Genomic DNA, 19,395 nt, shown 5'->3' on the forward strand with positions numbered 1-19,395 from the left:
TCACATTTTTTTTTCAGCATCCATAGATACTTATGCCCATGGCTGCACTTTTGTATCGTTGATGGAAAAGGTAACTTATGATTGATTAAACAGCAACAACAGCATCCACGGATGAGCTTCTGGTGAAAATAGCGTTGCTGACCAACATTGTTGCGCCGTACCGGTTTGACAGTTACAGCGCCCTGCATCACCACGCCCGAAACGCCGGTGGCGGCCTGACCGTTATCTGCACCAGCCGCACAGAACCGCAACGCAACTGGTCCGACCGCACGCCCCCGTTTGCGCAGATCAATCTTGCCGGTTTGAATCTATATCTCGGTGAAAATCGCAATCTGACTTTTCCGGTCGGTGTCACAAAGGCCATCCGGCAAACAAGGCCCGATATCCTGATCCTTGCCGGGTTTGGCATGGCGCAATGGCGGGCGCGAAATCTCGCCGCACAATCCGGCATTCCCGTCATTGTCCAGTTTGACGGATGGTCCGCATCGGACGCCCTTTATGACAATCCGGTGCGTCGTTACATCCGCCGCCAGATGGTCCGCACGGCTGATGGCCATATTGCTGCCAGCACACGCGGCAAAGACTGGTTTTCCACCCTCGGCGCCAACGCCGAAGATATCTTTGTTACGCCGATACCCGTGTCCTTTGGCAATGATGCGATCCCGGTCACTCTTTCCAATCGCGGCTTTTTCGAACGCCCCTTTGATCTTGTGTGGTGTGGTCGGACAACTCGCCGCAAAGGCTTCGACGCCTTCCTTGAAATTGCCGCAAGACTGGTGCGATCAAACATTGTGCATAAGATCGGCATTTTCGGATGTACCGATACCCGGAAGATCAAGTATCGCCTTCGCCGTACAGGTCTTGCCGACATCACCCAAACATGGGGTCAACTTCCCCCGCCACAGCTTCCCGCACATCTTGGTGCGGCTAGACTTTGCCTGTTTCCAAGCCACAATGATGCCTATGGCCTTGGCGTGGTTGAGGCGATTGCATGTGGCGCGGTCGCACTTGCCAGTGATGCTGTCGGGTGTGCGCCCGATATTCTCGATCCCGATGACACCCTTTTGGCGAACGCGCCATCGGCATGGGTATCGGCTTGTTCAAACCTTCTGAGCAATCCTGATCTTTGGCGTCAAACCCGGCAAAGACAGGCAAGCCGGATTACCGCCAACACCGCCCAACATCATGCCGACACTCTGTGGCAGGCCGTTTGTCACGGCATCGCCAGGAACCGGGGTCATTGCCAATGGAATTGATCCACCCGGTTCCGACATCGTCCAAAACCGGCCCATCTGTGTGGATAGTCAGCCGGGTTGATCAGTCGGCAATTCTCGCAGGTTACCTTGCCCGGCAGAACCGCCTCATCCGTTGGGACAGTTTCTGGCGACATGACGGGCATGGCTTTCCAACCCCGCCATCGCGCGCGACCGACCCCGTCCTTGCACAAGTTCCCGGTCGGCATTTGATGCCCGATCTTATGGGGCAGATCGCCCGAAAATTGCGCCTGCCCGCCGCCAATCTTTATTCCGACATACCGTTGTCGGTTCTGGCATCGCTTCACAATCCCAAGGCCGATATTTTCCACGGTCAGGGCAATTACAGCCTTCCTGCCATGCGCCGCGCCAAGGCACGCGGTATGGTGACCATTGCCGATATTACCGGCCAACTGGCCCCGACCCGGCATCGCCAACTTGCCGCAGAATATCAGTCACATGGTCTGACATATCGCGAAATTTCCGCATTCCTTGCCCGTCGCAGAACCCGTGAAGCACAGTTTGCCGATGCGGTTCTGGCACCGTCCGATGCGGTCGCATACGGTCTGCAAACATGTGGCATCAATCCGGACAAGATTTATCTGGTGCCCTTCATATCCCCGCAATGCCAGGAACTTGTCCACCGCGCCCGCACCGGTCGCGCCGGTCGCACCGAGACGGTTATCCGGCTTCTTTATGTTGGCAATCTGTCATTGGCCAAGGGGATTGCCCATCTTCTGCGCGCCTGGTCGACCCTTCGGGCCAAATATCGCCTGCGCATTTGCCTGACCCTGATCGGGCCTGCGCAACCTTGTGCCAGACCTCTTTTGGCCAATCTGCCAGACGGCTGTGAATGGCTTGGTCCCCAACCCCGATCCGTGGTCGCCGACCGGATGCTCGGTTCTGACATCTTCGTGTTTCCCAGCCTGTCAGAAGGCAGCAGCCTTGCCGTGATGGAGGCCATGGCAGCCGGATGCGCCATTGTCACCACCTTTGACGCCGGAAGCCCGGTAATCAATCACATAAGCGGCCTGATCATTGCGCCACGCGATGCCGATGCAATGACAACCGCCCTGTCGGCCCTGATTGAAAATCCGGCCATGCGCAAAAACCTGTCGCACGCCGCCCGGGATCAGATCAGCCGGGATCTTGTCACCGGCTATGGCAATCGGGTTGATCTGGCCTATGAAGCCGTGTTGTCACGCCATGGATAAAACCATCGATAAAGTCATTGATAAAGTCATTCTGGCAATAACGGCCAGTCTGTTTCCGTTATGGATGGTCGCGGCGAACCTGATCGCCAGACTGGGTGGCATGATCATTCTTTTGCTGATCGGGCATGGTTTTGCGCCAGACATGCTTGGCGGGTATTTTGCGATACTGGCAATGACCGGACTTGCCGTTACCGCAACACAGGCGGGCACCGGCCCGCTTTTGATCCGGCTGGTTCAGACCGGGGCGCACACCACCGCTATTCTCGTTGTCACTTTCAGGCTTTTGGTCGCCTTTGCCGCGATTGCGCTGCTTGGGACCCGGCCGGAATTTGTCCTTCCAATCCACTGGCCGTTCGTGATCATGCCGATTGCAGCGGCCCTGTCGCCCGACTGGATCATTACCGCCCGGACAGCATTTTCCCATCTTGGCCAGATTGCCGTGATCGCCCAGCTTGCCGGTATCGGGACTGCATTTTTGGCCGTCGCAACAAGCAACAATTTCATTTTGTTTACCATCGCACCGGCGATCTCGGTCGCGGCCTTTATTGCATCAATCTGCTTTGCAGCACGCTTGCGCAGCAAACCGCAAACGCGTTTGGTCCCGCCCGAACCTGATATCAAACAGATATGCGGCCTGATCGGCTTTACGCTTCTGGCCGGTTTCCTGCCCAACCTTGATTTTGTGTTGCTGGGGGATGGATCGCACGCGTTGTTCCTTGCACAACGTGTCTTTCTGTTCTGTGCCGGTTTGATAACTGCGATTGCGGCCACCCTGTTTGCCAAAGGCCAGGAAGGGCTGATACGGGAATTCTGGCTGTTTGTACCGATGGCATCTGTCACCATGTTGCTGGTGTTTTTCCCCGACCTGATCGCACATCTGATCTATGCAGAACCGGACATGGAACTTGTCGCAATCCTGCGCACCGGCGCGTTCTGGCCGCTTCTTTTGGCCATCATCATTCGCCAATGCCTTGTCTTGCAGGAAAGCGGTCGGGTGATCTGGCTGGGGTGGCTTCTTCTGGTCTTGTTGTTTGTAACGCTGCCGCTGTTTTCCGAACCAATGAAAACGCCGGGCTTGTTGGCAAACCTTATGATCATCGCCCAGATCAGGCTCGGTGTGTTGTGCGTCATACTGGCGGGCTGTCAGGTCTGGCTGATGCGCAAGGATGTGCGCACATGAGCAAACTCGACGTTACGATTACCGATAACCGCGTTATGGATGGCCAATTTGGCGATATCTCGTTTGCCGGTTGGGGCATTGAATGTTCGGATCGGCATTCTTTTGTCACCCTGACCGATACCGCGCGCAACGCCCATAACACCGGCAATATCTGGCATCTGTCGGGCGGGCGGTTAAAGATTGATCTGAAAACGCATCTTGTGGCCCCCCGATGCCTTGCCGTGTCGGCAAGCTTCACCGCCCTCGATGACATCATGCTTCAGGATGCGGTGATCCGGTTTGTCTTTGCCAAAACCGGCATTGATCGCGGCATAATTGCCGATCAATCGTTTAAACATGCCAATAGCGACAAATACCGTCTTTACCCTGTCAGACAGGCCGAACTGGTCAGCCATGCCAACCATCGGGCAATCCTTACCCTGACCCGATCCGATGGCGCGGGACGGTTTGATCCGTATCTTTATCTGCGTGATCGTGATGATCACTGGATCATTCATGCCCGTCTATTACCCTCCGGCCCGGTTGATCAGGTCTGGCTGCGCTGGGCCAACCGGTTCTTTACCCTTTCCGCCCCGGATTGGGTTGCCAAACAGCTTTGGCGGATTGGACCGGTTCGGCGATTTTTATGGCGGCTTCGCGAACGTCGGGGTCGACATTGCCCGGAAATTCAGGCCGTACCGCTTAACCAGCTCACGGCTGGTCAGACACTCGGGATGGAGGTCACATGTCACTTCCACTGACCCATGCCGGGATGACCAACCGGTGTCTCAGACTGGCAAAAATCATCGCCGATGAATTGGTTTGCCGTCAAAAACGTGATGGCGATTTCGTGCTTCCCGATTTTTACGGCAAGGCTTTTGCCTGCGCGCTTTGGTCCGGGCTTGACCGCGATCAGTATCATCGACAGATCACCCGTGCACAAACCGCCCTTCAACGCGAAATTCCCGACAAAACCTATCACCGTGAATTCATCGAATATGCCTTGCTTTCAATGCCGGACATGTCGGCAGCCGCCCGTCGCGCCATCCTGAAAAATGCCCGCAATCAAAATCCCGATGTCGCAAACTGGCAGATCCTGCAATTGCGCAACCGTCAGGCAAAAACGTCGGGCGCATTCAGCCGGTTGTTTGCTTCCTTGCATCGCTGCTTTATTCGCATGCGTTATTGGCGATCCGATCTGTTTCTTGATCGACCCGGATGCTTTTCCGCGCAATATCATGCCTTTTGCGCGGCCCTGCTGTCGCAAAGCGCTAACCGAACCGATCAGGCACTGGCACGCAAGGCAACGCATCTGATTGCTAGCATTTGCCAAAACCACGGATATGCGAATTTGGCTGGTCGCGGTGCGGGGCAAAGCTTCGGGGCGGTCTGTGCGTTTTATGTTCTGTTGAAATACGGTTTTCATGACGCGGCCGATGCGGTTCTTTATCGCATCGAAGATGCCATGCTAAATGCCGCGACCTTGCCACTCAATCTTCTTGCACCGTGCGCTGTTCCCGAAAACCCCGGTCCGACCAACCGCTTAACACCGGGCTGGTATGGTTATAACCGTCATGACGATTATCTGGCTTTTGGCGGCTACTGGCTGTTGCAGGCAGCCGGACTTTCACCAGAAACGCCGCAAAGCACGCCGACCGATCATCCACACCAAACCCGGATGATTTTTACCACCACATCGGCACGTTATGACGCACAGATGCTTCTTTCCGGCGCCCGGATATTTGATGTGACGCCCTCACCTGTCATTGTATTGGGAAAAGGGAGCGGTGCGATGCTCCTGTTCCCGCCGACCGGCGGTGAACAGGAGCAGCCAAGCCTGTATGTCCCGGCGACCATACCGCTTCCGGCGACCCGGGATGGCACGGTTGCACGTTTTATCACTGCCACGTGCCAATCGGACCGGCGGGTTGTTGTAACCTTTCAATTGGCGGGAACAACAGGGCAGCGGATCATTGATTTTGACGATACCGAAATCCGGATTACAGACAGTTGCGATGAACGACTTTCACCAAAACCCGATTTGCTGCGCGTTCTCGCCACCGCGGATGTAAAGCTGAACCGCGTTTCCGATACCGAACTGTCCATCGCGCAAACCGGCATTCGTTTGATGTGCGACCACCCGATCGTGCTTGATGACAATGACGCGATTACGGTTGCCGGCCCGGCCCATCGCATCACGGCCCCGAAGACAAACAAGGCAACCCTTATCATCCGGTGGGAGAACGGGCAAAATGACTGATCCGGTCACGGTCATCACAACCATCTATAACGGATCGCGTTTTATCGACGGATTTGCCAGCAACCTTGTTCAAACACTGCGCGCGCAAGATCGCGCCATTCTGCTTGATGATGGATCAAATCCGCCGCTTGTATTGCCAGACATCCTTCGTTCAGATGCCCGGATAAAGCTGGTCACAGCCAAACGGCTTGGGCGCGGGGCGGCGTTAAATCTGGCCATCAGCAATTGCAAAACCGGCCTGATTGCCATTCAGGACATTGACGACCTGTCACTTCCCGGTCGTCTCGACGCACAGGCGGACTTTCTTGCCACCCGACCGGACGCACTGTCATTCACCCCGGCGCAATCGGACCGGCCAGTCATCCGGCGCAAAGGATCACGGAAAATTGCCCCGTCCCGCCTTTATGTCAGCAATCCGTTCCATCACTCATCCCTGGCGTTTCACCGCGATATCTGGGTTCGTGCGGGCGGCTATGACACCAACCTTCCGTGCTGTATCGATCTTGATTTCTATTTGCGCGCGGCCTGCCGGGCTGGCGCATCGTTTTGGCAGCTCGACACCCCATTCATGGCCCGCAACCTTGATCCGGCCGAACGTTTTTATGCCGCGATCCCGTCTGATATCTATCGGGCGACCTTGCAAACTGTTCTGGACCGTTATCGGGCCGATATCGGTTTTTCACACTGGATGATATTGGCGATGATGCGCACAAAACTTGGTATTGCGCGGGGGACCGGGGGATGACAAAACGCAACCGGCTTGTTGCCATGGTTCAATTGCCCCCGCCCATGCACGGGGCAGCCAAAATGAACCGGCATGCGATTGATGCGCTATCGGAAAAGTTTGACACGCATGTCATCGAAATGCGCTTTGCCAACAAGCTTTCAGACATCGCCCGACCAACTGCTGGAAAAATCCTGCGTGCGCTTTGGCTTGCCATCCGGCTTGTTTTTGCCCTTCCCGGTCGGGATTCCCTTTATATCTGCTTTGCCCCGACGGGCGGGGCCTATTACCGTGATTGCCTTTATGTCTTGCTGGCCAAATTGTTTGGCGTTCCCGCCATCATCCATCTGCATGGCCGTGGTCTTTGCGCCATGCGCCAAACCGCAGGGTCAGCATGGTTTCAAAAACGGGTCTTTTCCGGCCAGACCGCTATTTTGCTTGGTGAAACGCTGCGTTCTGAAATTGCCGGTCTGGATTGCCGTTCCGTTATCATTGCCAATTGCCTGGATGATGATGCCTTTGCCGGGCCGCCCGGCCCTGATTGGTATCCGGCATCGCCTGTGCGCATTTTATGGCTGTCCAATCTGTTTCGCGCCAAGGGGATTGAAACCCTGATCGCGGCGTGTGCGCTGCTCGGTAAACGTGGTGTTTCCTTTGACCTGACCATTGCCGGGGCACCGGGTGATATGACCACGGCCGAACTCGACACCCTTCTGGCATCCTGTGGCATCAGAACATTTTCAAATTATGTCGGCCCGATTGCCCCGAATGCGCGCACGGCCCTTTATCACAACTGCGATCTGTTTGTGTTGCCAACCAATTATGCCAACGAAGCCCAGCCGCTTGTCGTGATTGAGGCGATGGCAGCGGGCCTTCCGGTAATTACCAGCGATATCGCCACATTGCCGGAATTTGTCATCCCGGGTCAAACCGGCTGGCTATGCCCGTCAGGCGATCCCGATCTGCTTGCCCGTGCTATCATCGACGTGACCCGAGATCCCGCCCGCACCGACATGATCCGTCGAAATGCCTGGACGATGTGCCAGAACCGCTTTCACCGCGCGCGGTTTGCCGAGCAAATCCAAATGACGGTTATGGATGTTTTGCAAAACACACTTCCCATCACCGGCACCACCCATCAGAATGCCGGGAACCCCAATCCGGATGACCGCAAATGACCCGCGAAGAATTCAATGCCTTTTGCAAATCACTGCCCCACACCACGCATGTTGTGCAATGGGGTGGTGCCGATGTCTGGAAGGTTGGCGGCAAGGTCTTTGCCATTGCCGGATGGACCCGGAACGAAACCCTTGGCATCACCTTCAAGACATCTGAAATCGGCTATGAGGTGCTTAAAGAAATGCCGGGTCTGCGCCCTGCCCCCTATCTGGCATCAAGGGGCATGAAATGGATCCAGCATCATGATGTGCCGGGTCTTGGCGATGCGGATCTTTGCGATCATATAAAAAGCTCGCACCGCATTGTCGCCAAGGGTTTGACGAAGAAAATGCAGCGCGAGCTTGATCTTTATCAGGATGAACCTGATTAAATCCGGGCTTACAGACGCCAGAGATCAATACCGGCCGGAACCGCGTCACGCGGCAGAACCGCACGCACATCGGCGACAAAGCCCTTGCCGTCTTTCAGAAGCCCCGAAACAAGCGGCCAGCCCTTGGTGACATATTCCTTGTGCGACACTGCAAGGACAAGCGCATCTGCCGGTTTCAGATCATCATCACCACACAGTTTCAAACCGTCAAATTCGTGGGTGACTTCCTCGGCATCGGCGTGAACATCGTGGACCTGAACATTGATCCCGGCATCTTCAAGCGAACGGATGATGTCAATCACGCGGGTATTGCGGATATCGGGAACATCTTCCTTGAAGGTCAGGCCAAGCACGGTCACGGTCGGGTTCTTGGTCGCCCCTTCACGCAGCAAGGCCCGGATCACCTTGTTGGCGACAACTTCGCCCATGCCGTCATTCACGCGACGACCGGCCAGAACCACCTGCGGGTAATAGCCCAGCTCTTCTGACTTGTGGGTCAGGTAATAGGGATCGACACCGATGCAGTGACCGCCAACCAGACCCGGGGTAAATTTCAGGAAGTTCCACTTGGTGCCGGCTGCTTCGAGCACATCACGGGTATCAATGCCCGCCCGGTCAAAGATCAGCGACAGCTCGTTCATCAGCGCGATATTGAGGTCGCGCTGGGTGTTTTCAATCACCTTGGCGGCTTCGGCGGCCTTGATGGTCGGCGCCTTGTGAATGCCTGCGGTGACGACACTGCCATAAACCTCGGCGACAATATCAAGGGTCGCCTGATCCTGACCCGATACGACCTTGGTAATGGTGGTGAAACGATGTTCGCGATCACCCGGGTTGATGCGTTCGGGGGAATAGCCGACCGTGAAATCGGTCCCGGCCGTAAGGCCCGAAAGCTGTTCCAGGATCGGAACGCATTCTTCTTCGGTCGCCCCGGGATAAACCGTGCTTTCATAGACCACGATGTCACCCTTTTTCAGGATGGCACCAACGGTTTTCGATGCCGAACGCAACGGCGAAAGATCCGGGCGGTTCGACCCATCAATCGGGGTCGGCACGGTGACGATATGGAAATCGGCCTGACGCAGATCTTCGGGATTGTCACTTAACAACAGGTCGGCTGCTGCCAGTTCGTGATCATCGACTTCGCCCGTCGCATCATGTCCGGCCTTGAGCTGGGCAATACGGGCCTTGTTGATATCAAAGGCAACAGTGCGCCCGATCGACGTTCCGAATGCAACCGCAACCGGCAACCCGACATAGCCCAAACCGATAACAGAAATCTTGCGCCCGTGGCTCATTACTCAACCCTTACTAAGATATGCTGAACTGACTTCTAGCCAGCCTCATCTCAACCGTCAATAATCGAGATCAAAAAGCAACAGGGCATCAGAATTTCTGATGCCCTGCCTTGAAATCGCTGCGTGAACGGGACTTACCCCTTCACGACAATATTGACCAGTTTCGGTGTCGGCTTGGCGACATAGATCACCTTGACGATCTGCATGCCTTCAAGATGGCGCGCAACATTCGGGTCCGCCTTGGCAAGGGCTTCGACCGTCGCCTGATCGGCATCGGCGGCCACCATGACAGAACCGCGTTTCTTGCCATTGACCTGAACCGGGACTTCGAACTCGTCATCCTTGGCCTTTTCGGCATCGAATTCCGGCCAGTCGAACTTGATCACCGATTTCCTGGCACCGAATTCATCCGAAGCCATCCGGCTCATCAGTTCCTCGCCCAGATGCGGCGCAAACGGTGCAACCATCAAGGCCAAAGCCTTGGCATGGTCATCGTGAACCGCATTCTGCTTGGTCAGCGCATTGGTCAGTTCGATCAAGGCGGCAATCGCCGTATTCAGACGAAGATCGGCAATATCGCCGGTCACCTTGGCAATGGTCTTATGCACAAGCGTTTCGATCTTGCCGTCAACGCTGTCAGTGCGTTCCATCTGGGTGGTAACTTTCCAGACATTGGACAGGAACCGCATCATGCCGACAATCGCATCGGACTGCCACGGCTTGGAACTGTCAAGCGGGCCCATATACATCTCGTACGTTCTGAACGTATCGATGGTGTACTGGTCGCAGATTTCCTCGGGCGGGATGCCGTTTTTATACCGTTTGCCCATCTTGCCCGGCACGGTCGTCAGCTGCTCGTCCGTCTTGGCATTGAACGGGACTTTCTTGCCATCGACATCGCGCATTTCGACATCATGAATGTCGACATAAACACCGCGCGCATCGGTATAGGCATCAGCCGTGATCATGCCCTGGTTAAACAGCTTCTGGAACGGCTCGGGCGTTGCGACATAGCCAAGATCAAACAGAACCTTGTGCCAGAAACGCGAATACAGCAGGTGAAGTACTGCGTGCTCCGCCCCGCCGACATAAAGGTCAACCGCCCCCGGAAGTGCCTTGCCATCCTTGTCGGTGCTGTTCGCCCAATAGGCTGCCGCATCGTCTGACGCGAATTTCGCATCGTTCTTGGCATCGAAATAGCGCAGATAATACCAGCACGACCCCGCCCAGTTCGGCATGGAGTTGGCGTCGCGTTTGAACGCACGCACTTCATATTCCGCACCGTCATGGGCGTATGTTGAACCCACAGCCGCATCAACCGGAAGAACCGAACCATCGCAAAGGACAATACCGGTGACTTCCATCCATTCCTTGGCACGTGCCAATGGCGGCTCCGGCTCGGAATTCGGGTCTTCGTTCGATTGCGGTTTGAAATCGGTCATTTCCGGCAGAACGACCGGAAGCGCTGCCTCGGCAATGCCGTGAACCTGATCGGTTTCCTTATCAAACAGAACCGGGAACGGCTCGCCCCAATAACGCTGGCGCGAAAACAGCCAGTCACGCAGTTTATACTGCACGCGACCGCGCCCAATGCCCTTGGCTTCCATCCATTCGATGATTTTGGCCTTGGCATCGGGGGTCGAAAGACCGTTGATCGAAACCTCGTCATTGGCGGAATTGATCGTCTCGCCAATTTCGGTCTGGGCTGTTTTGAAGCTGCCCGGATTTGCTTCATAAAGCGCCGCCAACGCAGCCCCGTCAAGATCACCCGCATCGGCCGGTGCATTATCCTTAAGCCAGCTCTCGGACGGCTTGGTGGTTGCCTTGATCGGCAGACCGAATTTATGGGCAAATTCAAAGTCGCGCTGATCGCCGGCCGGAACCGCCATGATCGCCCCGGTGCCATAGCCCATCAGGACATAATCGGCAATCCAGACCGGAATTTCTTCACCCGTCACCGGGTTGGTCGCATATGCGCCGATAAACACACCGGTCTTTTCACGTTCGGCATCATCCTTGGCCGAAACGGCCTTAAGCTCGGAAGCCTGCGCACGATAGGCAGCAACATCGCCCTTTTTATCCTCGGCACACAGCTTGTCCACCAGCGGATGTTCCGGTGCCAAAACCATATAGGTCGCACCAAAAATCGTATCCGGACGGGTGGTGTAAACGGCGATTTTCTCGTCCGAACCATCAACGGTCTTGACCGGGAAATTGACCCGCGCGCCAACAGAACGACCAATCCAGCCCTTCTGCATCTCGACCACGCCATTGGGCCAATCAAGCCCTTCAAGGTCCGCCACCAGACGATCGGCATAATCGGTAATGCGCAACATCCACTGTTTCAGCGGACGTTTATAGACCGGGTAATCACCACGTTCGGATTTACCTTCGTTGGTGACTTCCTCGTTCGACAGAACCGTGCCCAGCATCGGGCACCAGTTGACCGGAACTTCGTCGACATAGGCCAGACGCCCGCGATCAATTGCCCGGTCGATCTCTTTGCCTTCGGCTTTGACACCTTCGCCAATTACGGATTTCGGCTGCGGCACGCCATCTTCGTCAAGCAACCATTCACCACTTTCCAGAAGCGGGCGCAACTCGGCAATCGGGCGGGCACGGCCGGTGATGGTCTGACCCTGCGGGCCTTTCCATTCGACAGTCGGGTCATAGAAGCTGTTGAAAAGCTGAAGGAATATCCACTGGGTCCATTTGTAATAATCCACATCGGTGGTGGCGAACCGGCGATGCGGATCATGGCCCAGGCCAATCACCTGAAGCTGACGCAGCATATTTTCGATATTGGCTTCGGTCGTGATGCGCGGATGCTGACCGGTCTGGATGGCGAACTGTTCTGCCGGCAGGCCAAAGGCATCAAAGCCCATGGAATGCAGAACATTGTGACCGCGCATGCGCTCGAACCGCGCCTTTACATCGGTCGCGATATAACCCAGCGGATGACCGATATGCAGGCCAACCCCGCTTGGATAGGGGAACATATCAAGGATGACGCTTTTCTTTTTCGAAGCATCAAAGTCGGCATCACCGGGATTGGGGGTACGATAGGTATCGTTTTCCCGCCAATATTCCTGCCAGCGCTTTTCAAATTCCCGCGCACTTTCCTGATAGTTCGCCACGCTCTCTCAACTCCTGCCTGTCACACCCGTCGGTGGCCCGGGCACCGCTTCGCATCGCGCCCGCCATCCCGAACCGGGTTTTAAAATAATATTGGGTGCCAAACTCTTTCACATGATGCCGATCCGTTTGCGCGACCGTCATGTGAACAAGTTTACGCCCTCAGCAGTGTTCATAAGCGCGCTTTGATCACTGTGCAACATCAGATCGACTGAAATCAGCGGAAATGCAGACGATTTTCGCGCAACTGCCATGACAATCTGCACAGCTCCCTTGCGCCCCCATCAACCCCGACTTGTGTGTCAGGACTGGATTTTTCACCCATACCATGCCATATTAGGGGGTGAAATTCGCCAGACAGCTGATCGCGCATGAAAAATTGTGCATTTTCCGTCTGGCAAAAGTGCTGATTGCCAGCACAGCTCTCAAAAGACTTCGTCCAGGGAGGACGATTATGGATATCACCATTGGCGGCCTCACGTCCCAGCAATCGGGTGCCCAGTCCGGAAACTCGGTGCGCTCGGCCCAATCCTTTGTTCCCGGTCAGAGTGATTCTGAAAAAACCGGCAATAACGGAACCTCGGCCTTTGCTGCGGCAACGTCGGTTTCCCTGTCATCCGGGTCGGCCAACCGCCTGACCACGGATCAGATCGTCTCTGCGATTAATGAAAGCCTGTCTTCGACCGGCATTTCAATCGGCAATGTCGATCCGGGCGAATACACCCCCGAAGCCGTGGCCGACCGCATTCTGGCCCGGGTTGGCGACCTGATCGCATCAAACGCCGATTCAGAAGCCGAAGCCCGCGAGATTTTCGACAAGGCCAGCGAAGGCATCCAGAAGGGTCTTGATGACGCCCGCGAATTCCTCGAAGGCCTTGGTGCCCTTAACGAAGAAATCAACGGCAACATCACCGAGACCGAAGAACGCCTGAATGAAGGCCTCAAATCGATCGAGCAGCGCCTGACCGAGCTTTATAACTCAAGCGCGTCAGAAGAAGCCGCCGAATCCATAACGCCTGAACGCGATGAACAGGTCCTGCAATCGCAGATCACCCAGACCGCACAGGCAAGCCAGGCCTACGCCGAAGCCGGCACCAACGCCCAGCGCAACACCCCGCGCTACGGCACCACTGGCTAACATCTCTCTATAAGACATCTTAAAAGAACAAAACCGGCGACATGTTTCGCCGGTTTTATTTTTCAGATAATACGGAACAGATTCCACAAGTTGATGGGTCGTAAGACTTCAACAATTTTCCGGATGTCATAGAGCAGCCCCCCAATTCCTCGCGCATCCCGGCTTCGGCTATCCCCTCAGGGTTAGACAGGCCCAGGACTTCCGTTTGGTCGAACGCCAGCCCCCTGACCAAGCAGATCCTGCTGAATATGAGCGGCTATGCCGAGAAACAGTGAGAGCGCAAATGGAACTGAAGACTCTGGCGCCAAATATCACTGGGCCTGGCAAAATTCACTGCTGCCACATCCCGACATTGATAGGCCTCATCTAAAAGCCATGCATAATAGGGTGTAAGCACCTCAATCCATTGCTCCGCGATGAATGACTAAACCCGATATACTAAACGCAACAAACACCTACCCTTACGAGCAGCAACGGAGCTATTTTCAATCTTAGAAGGTCGGTTTATGTATGAAATCTGAACTACTGATAAACCGAATTGAGGGAACAACATGCTCTCTTATGTTCTTGCGCCAATCGACGATCCTGTGTCGTTCAAGTTCATCCTTACAATGCTTGCGATTTTTGTAATCGCATTTGTATCAGGGGCCTTCAAAATTGAGCGGCTTCAGGGATTTGCGCGCTACGCACCAAACGCGCTGACCACAATTGGTGTGATCGGCACTTTCACCGGCATTTACATCGGCTTGGTTCAGTTTGACGTCCAAAACATTGACGAAAGCGTTCCTGCTCTGCTCTCTGGAATGAAGATTGCCTTCTCCACAAGCATTTTGGGGATGTTTCTGGCTGTTGTTCTAAAACTATCCCAAACCGTTGAGTTCAGAAAGACAGCCCCCTCTGACGTTTCTGCGGCTGCATTTATCGCGGTATTGCATGATCTTCTTACCGAAACGAAGACGGGCAACTCCAAGATTGACGGCAACCTTAATGAACTTAAATCCGCTATTGTCGGCGATGCAGACAGCTCGTTGATCACACAGCTACAAAAATTGAGAACATCCGTTCAAGATACAAGCAGCGATCAGGTGAAATCCATCAATGCCGGTTTTGAAACACTGGCGGCGGAGTTTAAGGCATTTGCAGAGAAGGTAGCCGAGGACGGTTCCGAGAAACTGATCGAGGCCCTAAATAACGTCATTCGCGACTTTAACGACAAGATCACTGAACAATTTGGCGAGAACTTCAAACACCTCAATGAGGCAGTCGGCAATTTGCTCGCCTGGCAAGATGAGCACAAGCGACAAATGAGCGACTTGATCTCCCAAATTGAACTGTCACAGGAAGCCATTTCGAAATCGGAAATGTCTCTTGTCGCCATCCGGGAATCTGCCGAAGAAATTCCGAACTCAATGGATAATCTGAAGGAAGTGATCGGCCTTACTGCAACCCAGCTAAACCAACTTGAAGATCACCTGTCTTCCTTTGCGGAAATTCGCAACCAAGCAGTTGAGGCCTTGCCGCAGATCGAGAATACAGTTTCAAAACTAACCGTCGACTTCAGTAATGCAGTAACGGAGGCTGCTGAAACTACCGCCTCGACACTGTCGCGCCAGACAGAAACCATCACCCGCGCAATCGAAACATCAGAAAGCGCTTTCAAACAAACAACAGAAAAATACGAAGAAGCACTTGAAAATCTTCAAACTCAAATGACCGCCCTTCCCTCTGCACTCGATCAATCTGCCCAAGCACTACACAGCACTGTGGAGAAAATCGGAACCCAACTCTCAGAAGAACTTTCACGGGCAATCACAGAGCAAACTGGAGAAATGCGCAAGACCATCACTTCACTGCAAGAAAGTGTGGTCACAAACATGTCAGAGACGAATGGAGTCATCAAAGAATCATTCAGTACCTTTGACCACCAGATGCAAGAAGAGATCAAACAAACCATTGAGGCGATGGGCAGTCATCTTACCTCTCTCTCCAATCAGTTTGTGCAAGACTACGCGCCGTTAACTGAAAAACTTCGCGAACTGGTTAATGTCGCCTCAAGAGCACCGTCGCGAGCGTAAACGATGGCAATCAATCATCTTTTCCAAAATCGCCGTCAAAATGACGAAGACCATTGGATCTCCGTTTCAGACCTGATGGCTGGACTTATGGTGGTTTTCCTTTTCATCGCTATTAGTTACATGAAAGATATCGTCACCGAGAAAGAGCGTATCGAGGCTATTGCCGTCACTTGGAACGAGACGCAGAACGCGCTGTATAATGACCTCAGCGAGGAGTTTTCAGACGATCTTCCCAAGTGGGATGCCTCGCTAGATCGAGAAACTCTGTCTATCCGGTTCAAGGAACCAAGTGTTCTGTTCTCATCGGGTGAGGCTGTATTAAACGATCAATTCAAAGACATCCTGCGGGACTTCTTCCCGCGCTACCTAGCTGTGCTCGACCAATACCGAAACGAGTTAGCGGAGGTACGCATCGAAGGTCATACTTCCTCTGCATGGAACGGAGCAACGAGCCCAATCGACGCCTATTTCAAGAACATGGAACTGTCGCAAGGCAGAACACGGTCTGTCCTGCAGTTCGTGCTCGAACTTCCCGAGATCGCGGCATACCGGACTTGGGCGATAGCGAACATCACCGCGAATGGCCTCTCGTCAAGCAATCCAATTTTGGATGAACAAGGTGAAGAACTCGCCGACTTGTCCCGTCGTGTAGAGTTCCGCGTAAGAACCAATGCTGAACAGAAGATCGTGAATATCCTGCAGGCAAGCGAATGAAACTAGACATCAAATTTCCGGAACTTGATGCCCTCGTTCGTAGGATGGGTGCTACCGCTATCAAATGGTCAAGCAATGCAGCAAAACTTGCGGCACCTGATATTCGTCAGATACTCTGGCAAAGTCTCGAAGTTAATATCGAAGAAGTAGAAACTGGACCGCTTGGTCTTCTGACCTACAAAGGGGAGCAAGTTCTACTTTACATTCTTCAACCGAGACGATCTGAATACACACTGCTAAACGAACCGGAAAACTCCCCGAAATTTCACGTCGCAGAGTGTTCAACACTCGACAAAATGCGTGGCCAGGGAAGATTTGATCGATACGTAGTCACGTCCAATACATCTGGCACGTTCAATGTAGAGTTTGAAGAAGACTATCCTCCCAGAAAGGGACGCGTCCAAGCAGATCTTCATGCTTGCAAGAACTGTATGAAGAAACTGAACTACAAAAACTACAACAGCTTGCAGCAACGTGCCCGAAACGAGTTAGTCGCCAATTTTGACATCGCGGAGTTCTTCGAAGAATACCGTTCGCTCTTCAAGTCGAAACCAAAATATAGCGACGTTACAGCTCCTCCTATTGGTTACTCTGAGGACTGGCAGGATCTCTCTGCAGAGCTAAGAAGAAAGACAGGCTGGACTTGCCAATCATGTCACGTTGATTGCTCTGCGCCGGAGAACAGAAAACTGCTTCACGTGCATCACAAGAACGGTGTACGGGGCGACAACTCTCCGTCAAACCTCGAAGTACTCTGTGCACTCTGCCATGCTGAACAACCAATGCACAAACACATGCACGTCAAGCCTGAAGTGCGTTCAACAATTACAGACCTTAGACGGAACTCTAAACCCGGCTCAAGAATGAAGCCGAAGCATTCCTCCGCAAGCCGAAAAGCTGCGCCGAGGGCAGCACGTAAGTCAGCATCAGTGGCTGAAGTGCGCCAGGAGCTGATAAATCTCCGTACAAAAATCGCGAATAATCATCCAGATGTCGAACCGTCCAAGGGAATTTTGCGCAAAACGATGCTCGCGACATTTCTAGATCAGAAAATCACCTCTCACGAAGACTATAAAATGAAAGTATCTGGAGTGGACCGGGTGAAAACATCCCCCACCCATACAGTATACTTGGAAGAGATTTTCGCGATCGTCTCAAAACTAAAAAAATGACGCGAAGAATGAAGTCTGTGCACATCTGGGAACCTGTACCACCGCGCAATGATTCCTCCGGATAATTACCCCGGACAGACCACCTTCTGCAAAACACAAAACCGGTGGCCATGGTCACCGGTTTTTTTGTGGGGAATATGGATTTCACGCGGCCTACACTCAAGAATAGTCCTGAATTAAATCGTTAAAAATCAAAACCTTATACTGACACATTTGAAACCCTATACACTTGTATTCCCGAACAAAGTCACGTAGGATCTAGATGCGAAAACGCTCATGTAGGGCGTCGCACGTTATTTATCGTAATCTTCTTTACGCCTTGCTTGTTCAGGTAGGAACTGCGTCATGGCTTTGAATATAATATCAAACTATGCGGCGAACCTTGCCCATCGGAACCTTACGGCGTCCGATGCTGCGGCAACCCGTTCGCTTGCCAAACTTTCTTCGGGAACGCGTGTGGTTTCCGCGCGTGATGATGCGGCTTCGATGGCAATTGGCGCGCGCCTGAATGCCACGGCCCAGGCCCTTAAAACCGCCACCGTCAATGTCGGTCAGGCCAATTCGATGTTGCAGATCGCCGATGGCGGCATGGCCACCATTGACGATATTCTGGTGCGGATGAAGACACTGGCGGTGCAGGCATCGTCGGGCAACCTGTCCGATACCGAACGCGGCTTTCTCAATGACGAATTCACCCAGCTGCGCGACGAAATCGACCGTATTTCGTCCTCGACCAATTTCAACGGTATTCAATTGCTGGGCGATGGCGGGGATGTGTCGCTTGACTATGCCAACCTGAATTCGGGCAACCAGGGCGAAGACATTTCGCCGGCCAACGGGTTTGATGGCATTGCGATTACCGACAACAATTACTGGGCGACGGATGCCAACAATAACGGTGTCAATGACAACTCATTCAAGCTTCATTTCATCAAGGTCGGGAATTCGGCACTGATCAATGTCGTCACGACGATTGATGGCGTGAATGACCGGGTGCAAAGCATTGATGTCACCGATTTTGCCACCGGCGGGACCAAGGCCCTGTCGGCCGGTGAAAAGACAACACTGACCTTTGACGAGCTGGGGCTAAGCTTTGATCTTAACAACAATATCAGCACCATCATCGCCAACACCATCACCCTTGGTTCCGACGGGGCCGGGGCGGACGGTTTTGCCACCGCACAGGTGATTGGCGGCGGTGCGACGCCCGGCGATAACAGCACCGTGCGCATGCTGGCCGATAACGGACAGAAACTGCCGGCCAATATCTCGTTCCAGATCGGGGCGGGCAATACGTCCAATGACCGCTTGGCGATCTCGTTTCAGTCAGTTGACAGTGCCGCCCTTGGCACCGGGGCGGCCGGCACCGAAGACGGGCTTGATGATCTTGGCGTCAATGCCATTTCAACCGCGGCATCGGCCCAGAACGCGGTCGAGGTCGTCACCCGCGCGATTGACGATCTGCAACGCGCGCGCGCCAATGTCGGCACCTATCAGAACCGGCTTGATTTCGCGGGGCAGAACCTTGCCACCATGCTTGAAAATGTCGAAGAAGCCCGATCCACCCTGCTTGATCTGGATGTCGCAGCCGAAATGACGATCTTCACATCAAAGCAGATCCTGGTGCAGTCCGGCGTTGCCATGCTGGCCCAGGCCAACCAGATGCCGCAAAATCTTTTGCGCCTGCTGCAAGGCTGATCGCGC

At 54.0% G+C, this 19,395-nt stretch carries 15 protein-coding genes; 13 read left to right on the top strand and 2 right to left on the bottom strand.

Annotated features, from left to right (window positions below; translation table 11 throughout):
* Window positions 1-122 precede the first annotated feature (122 nt).
* Genes WA429_RS05740 through WA429_RS05775 form a run of 8 tightly spaced genes read left to right on the top strand, consistent with a single transcriptional unit; the run spans window position 123 to window position 8,159 of the window.
* Entirely contained in the window at window positions 123-1,256 is a 1,134-nt protein-coding gene (locus tag WA429_RS05740) for a glycosyltransferase family 4 protein (RefSeq protein WP_287465696.1), read from the top strand.
* A complete protein-coding gene (locus tag WA429_RS05745; RefSeq protein WP_287465695.1) occupies window positions 1,247-2,467 on the top strand; it encodes a glycosyltransferase family 4 protein in 1,221 nt (406 codons plus the stop codon). Before WA429_RS05740 ends, WA429_RS05745 begins: the two co-directional genes overlap by 10 nt.
* Entirely contained in the window at window positions 2,460-3,647 is a 1,188-nt protein-coding gene (locus WA429_RS05750) for a hypothetical protein (protein WP_287465694.1), read from the top strand. Before WA429_RS05745 ends, WA429_RS05750 begins: the two co-directional genes overlap by 8 nt.
* A complete protein-coding gene (locus WA429_RS05755) occupies window positions 3,644-4,387 on the top strand; it encodes a hypothetical protein (RefSeq protein WP_287465693.1) in 744 nt (247 codons plus the stop codon). Before WA429_RS05750 ends, WA429_RS05755 begins: the two co-directional genes overlap by 4 nt.
* Complete coding sequence (locus tag WA429_RS05760) at window positions 4,372-5,886, top strand: hypothetical protein (RefSeq protein ID WP_287465692.1); 1,515 nt, start codon at window positions 4,372-4,374, stop codon at window positions 5,884-5,886. Before WA429_RS05755 ends, WA429_RS05760 begins: the two co-directional genes overlap by 16 nt.
* Window positions 5,879-6,631 (top strand): glycosyltransferase family 2 protein, encoded by a 753-nt coding sequence (locus tag WA429_RS05765; protein WP_287465691.1) that lies wholly within the window; start codon window positions 5,879-5,881, stop codon window positions 6,629-6,631. The genes WA429_RS05760 and WA429_RS05765 overlap by 8 nt, the downstream gene beginning before the upstream one ends.
* Complete coding sequence (locus WA429_RS05770; protein WP_287465689.1) at window positions 6,628-7,788, top strand: glycosyltransferase family 4 protein; 1,161 nt, start codon at window positions 6,628-6,630, stop codon at window positions 7,786-7,788. Before WA429_RS05765 ends, WA429_RS05770 begins: the two co-directional genes overlap by 4 nt.
* The gene (locus WA429_RS05775; protein WP_287465688.1) at window positions 7,785-8,159 is read left to right on the top strand and encodes an MmcQ/YjbR family DNA-binding protein; all 375 of its coding nucleotides are present in this window, start codon (window positions 7,785-7,787) and stop codon (window positions 8,157-8,159) included. Before WA429_RS05770 ends, WA429_RS05775 begins: the two co-directional genes overlap by 4 nt.
* 8 nt (window positions 8,160-8,167) lie before the next feature.
* Here WA429_RS05775 and WA429_RS05780 read toward each other — a convergent pair whose 3' ends face one another.
* Together WA429_RS05780 and WA429_RS05785 are read right to left on the bottom strand one after the other, a co-directional pair.
* Window positions 8,168-9,457 carry a nucleotide sugar dehydrogenase gene (locus tag WA429_RS05780; protein ID WP_287465686.1) on the bottom strand — a complete coding sequence of 430 codons (1,290 nt, stop codon included), beginning with the start codon at window positions 9,455-9,457 and terminating at the stop codon, window positions 8,168-8,170.
* A 134-nt stretch (window positions 9,458-9,591) separates the two neighbouring features.
* Window positions 9,592-12,594, bottom strand: a complete 3,003-nt coding sequence (locus WA429_RS05785) for a leucine--tRNA ligase (protein ID WP_287465685.1) — start codon at window positions 12,592-12,594, stop codon at window positions 9,592-9,594.
* A gap of 452 nt (window positions 12,595-13,046) precedes the next feature.
* Here WA429_RS05785 and WA429_RS05790 point away from each other — a divergent pair, with 452 nt between their 5' ends.
* From WA429_RS05790 to WA429_RS05810, 5 genes are all read left to right on the top strand, one after another.
* A complete protein-coding gene (locus tag WA429_RS05790) occupies window positions 13,047-13,730 on the top strand; it encodes a DUF5610 domain-containing protein (RefSeq protein ID WP_206927943.1) in 684 nt (227 codons plus the stop codon).
* Between the two features lie 551 nt (window positions 13,731-14,281).
* Window positions 14,282-15,805, top strand: coding sequence for a hypothetical protein (locus WA429_RS05795; RefSeq protein WP_114113419.1), 1,524 nt, complete (start codon window positions 14,282-14,284; stop codon window positions 15,803-15,805).
* A 3-nt stretch (window positions 15,806-15,808) separates the two neighbouring features.
* The gene (locus tag WA429_RS05800; protein WP_101247504.1) at window positions 15,809-16,519 is read left to right on the top strand and encodes an OmpA/MotB family protein; all 711 of its coding nucleotides are present in this window, start codon (window positions 15,809-15,811) and stop codon (window positions 16,517-16,519) included.
* Entirely contained in the window at window positions 16,516-17,691 is a 1,176-nt protein-coding gene (locus WA429_RS05805; protein ID WP_287465683.1) for an HNH endonuclease, read from the top strand. The genes WA429_RS05800 and WA429_RS05805 overlap by 4 nt, the downstream gene beginning before the upstream one ends.
* Before the next feature lie 345 nt (window positions 17,692-18,036).
* Window positions 18,037-19,389 carry a flagellin N-terminal helical domain-containing protein gene (locus WA429_RS05810; protein ID WP_287465681.1) on the top strand — a complete coding sequence of 451 codons (1,353 nt, stop codon included), beginning with the start codon at window positions 18,037-18,039 and terminating at the stop codon, window positions 19,387-19,389.
* Window positions 19,390-19,395: the final 6 nt, after the last annotated feature.

Origin of the sequence: Thalassospira sp. CH_XMU1420-2 (assembly GCF_037029325.1) — a bacterium.
GTDB classification, from domain to species: domain Bacteria; phylum Pseudomonadota; class Alphaproteobacteria; order Rhodospirillales; family Thalassospiraceae; genus Thalassospira; species Thalassospira povalilytica.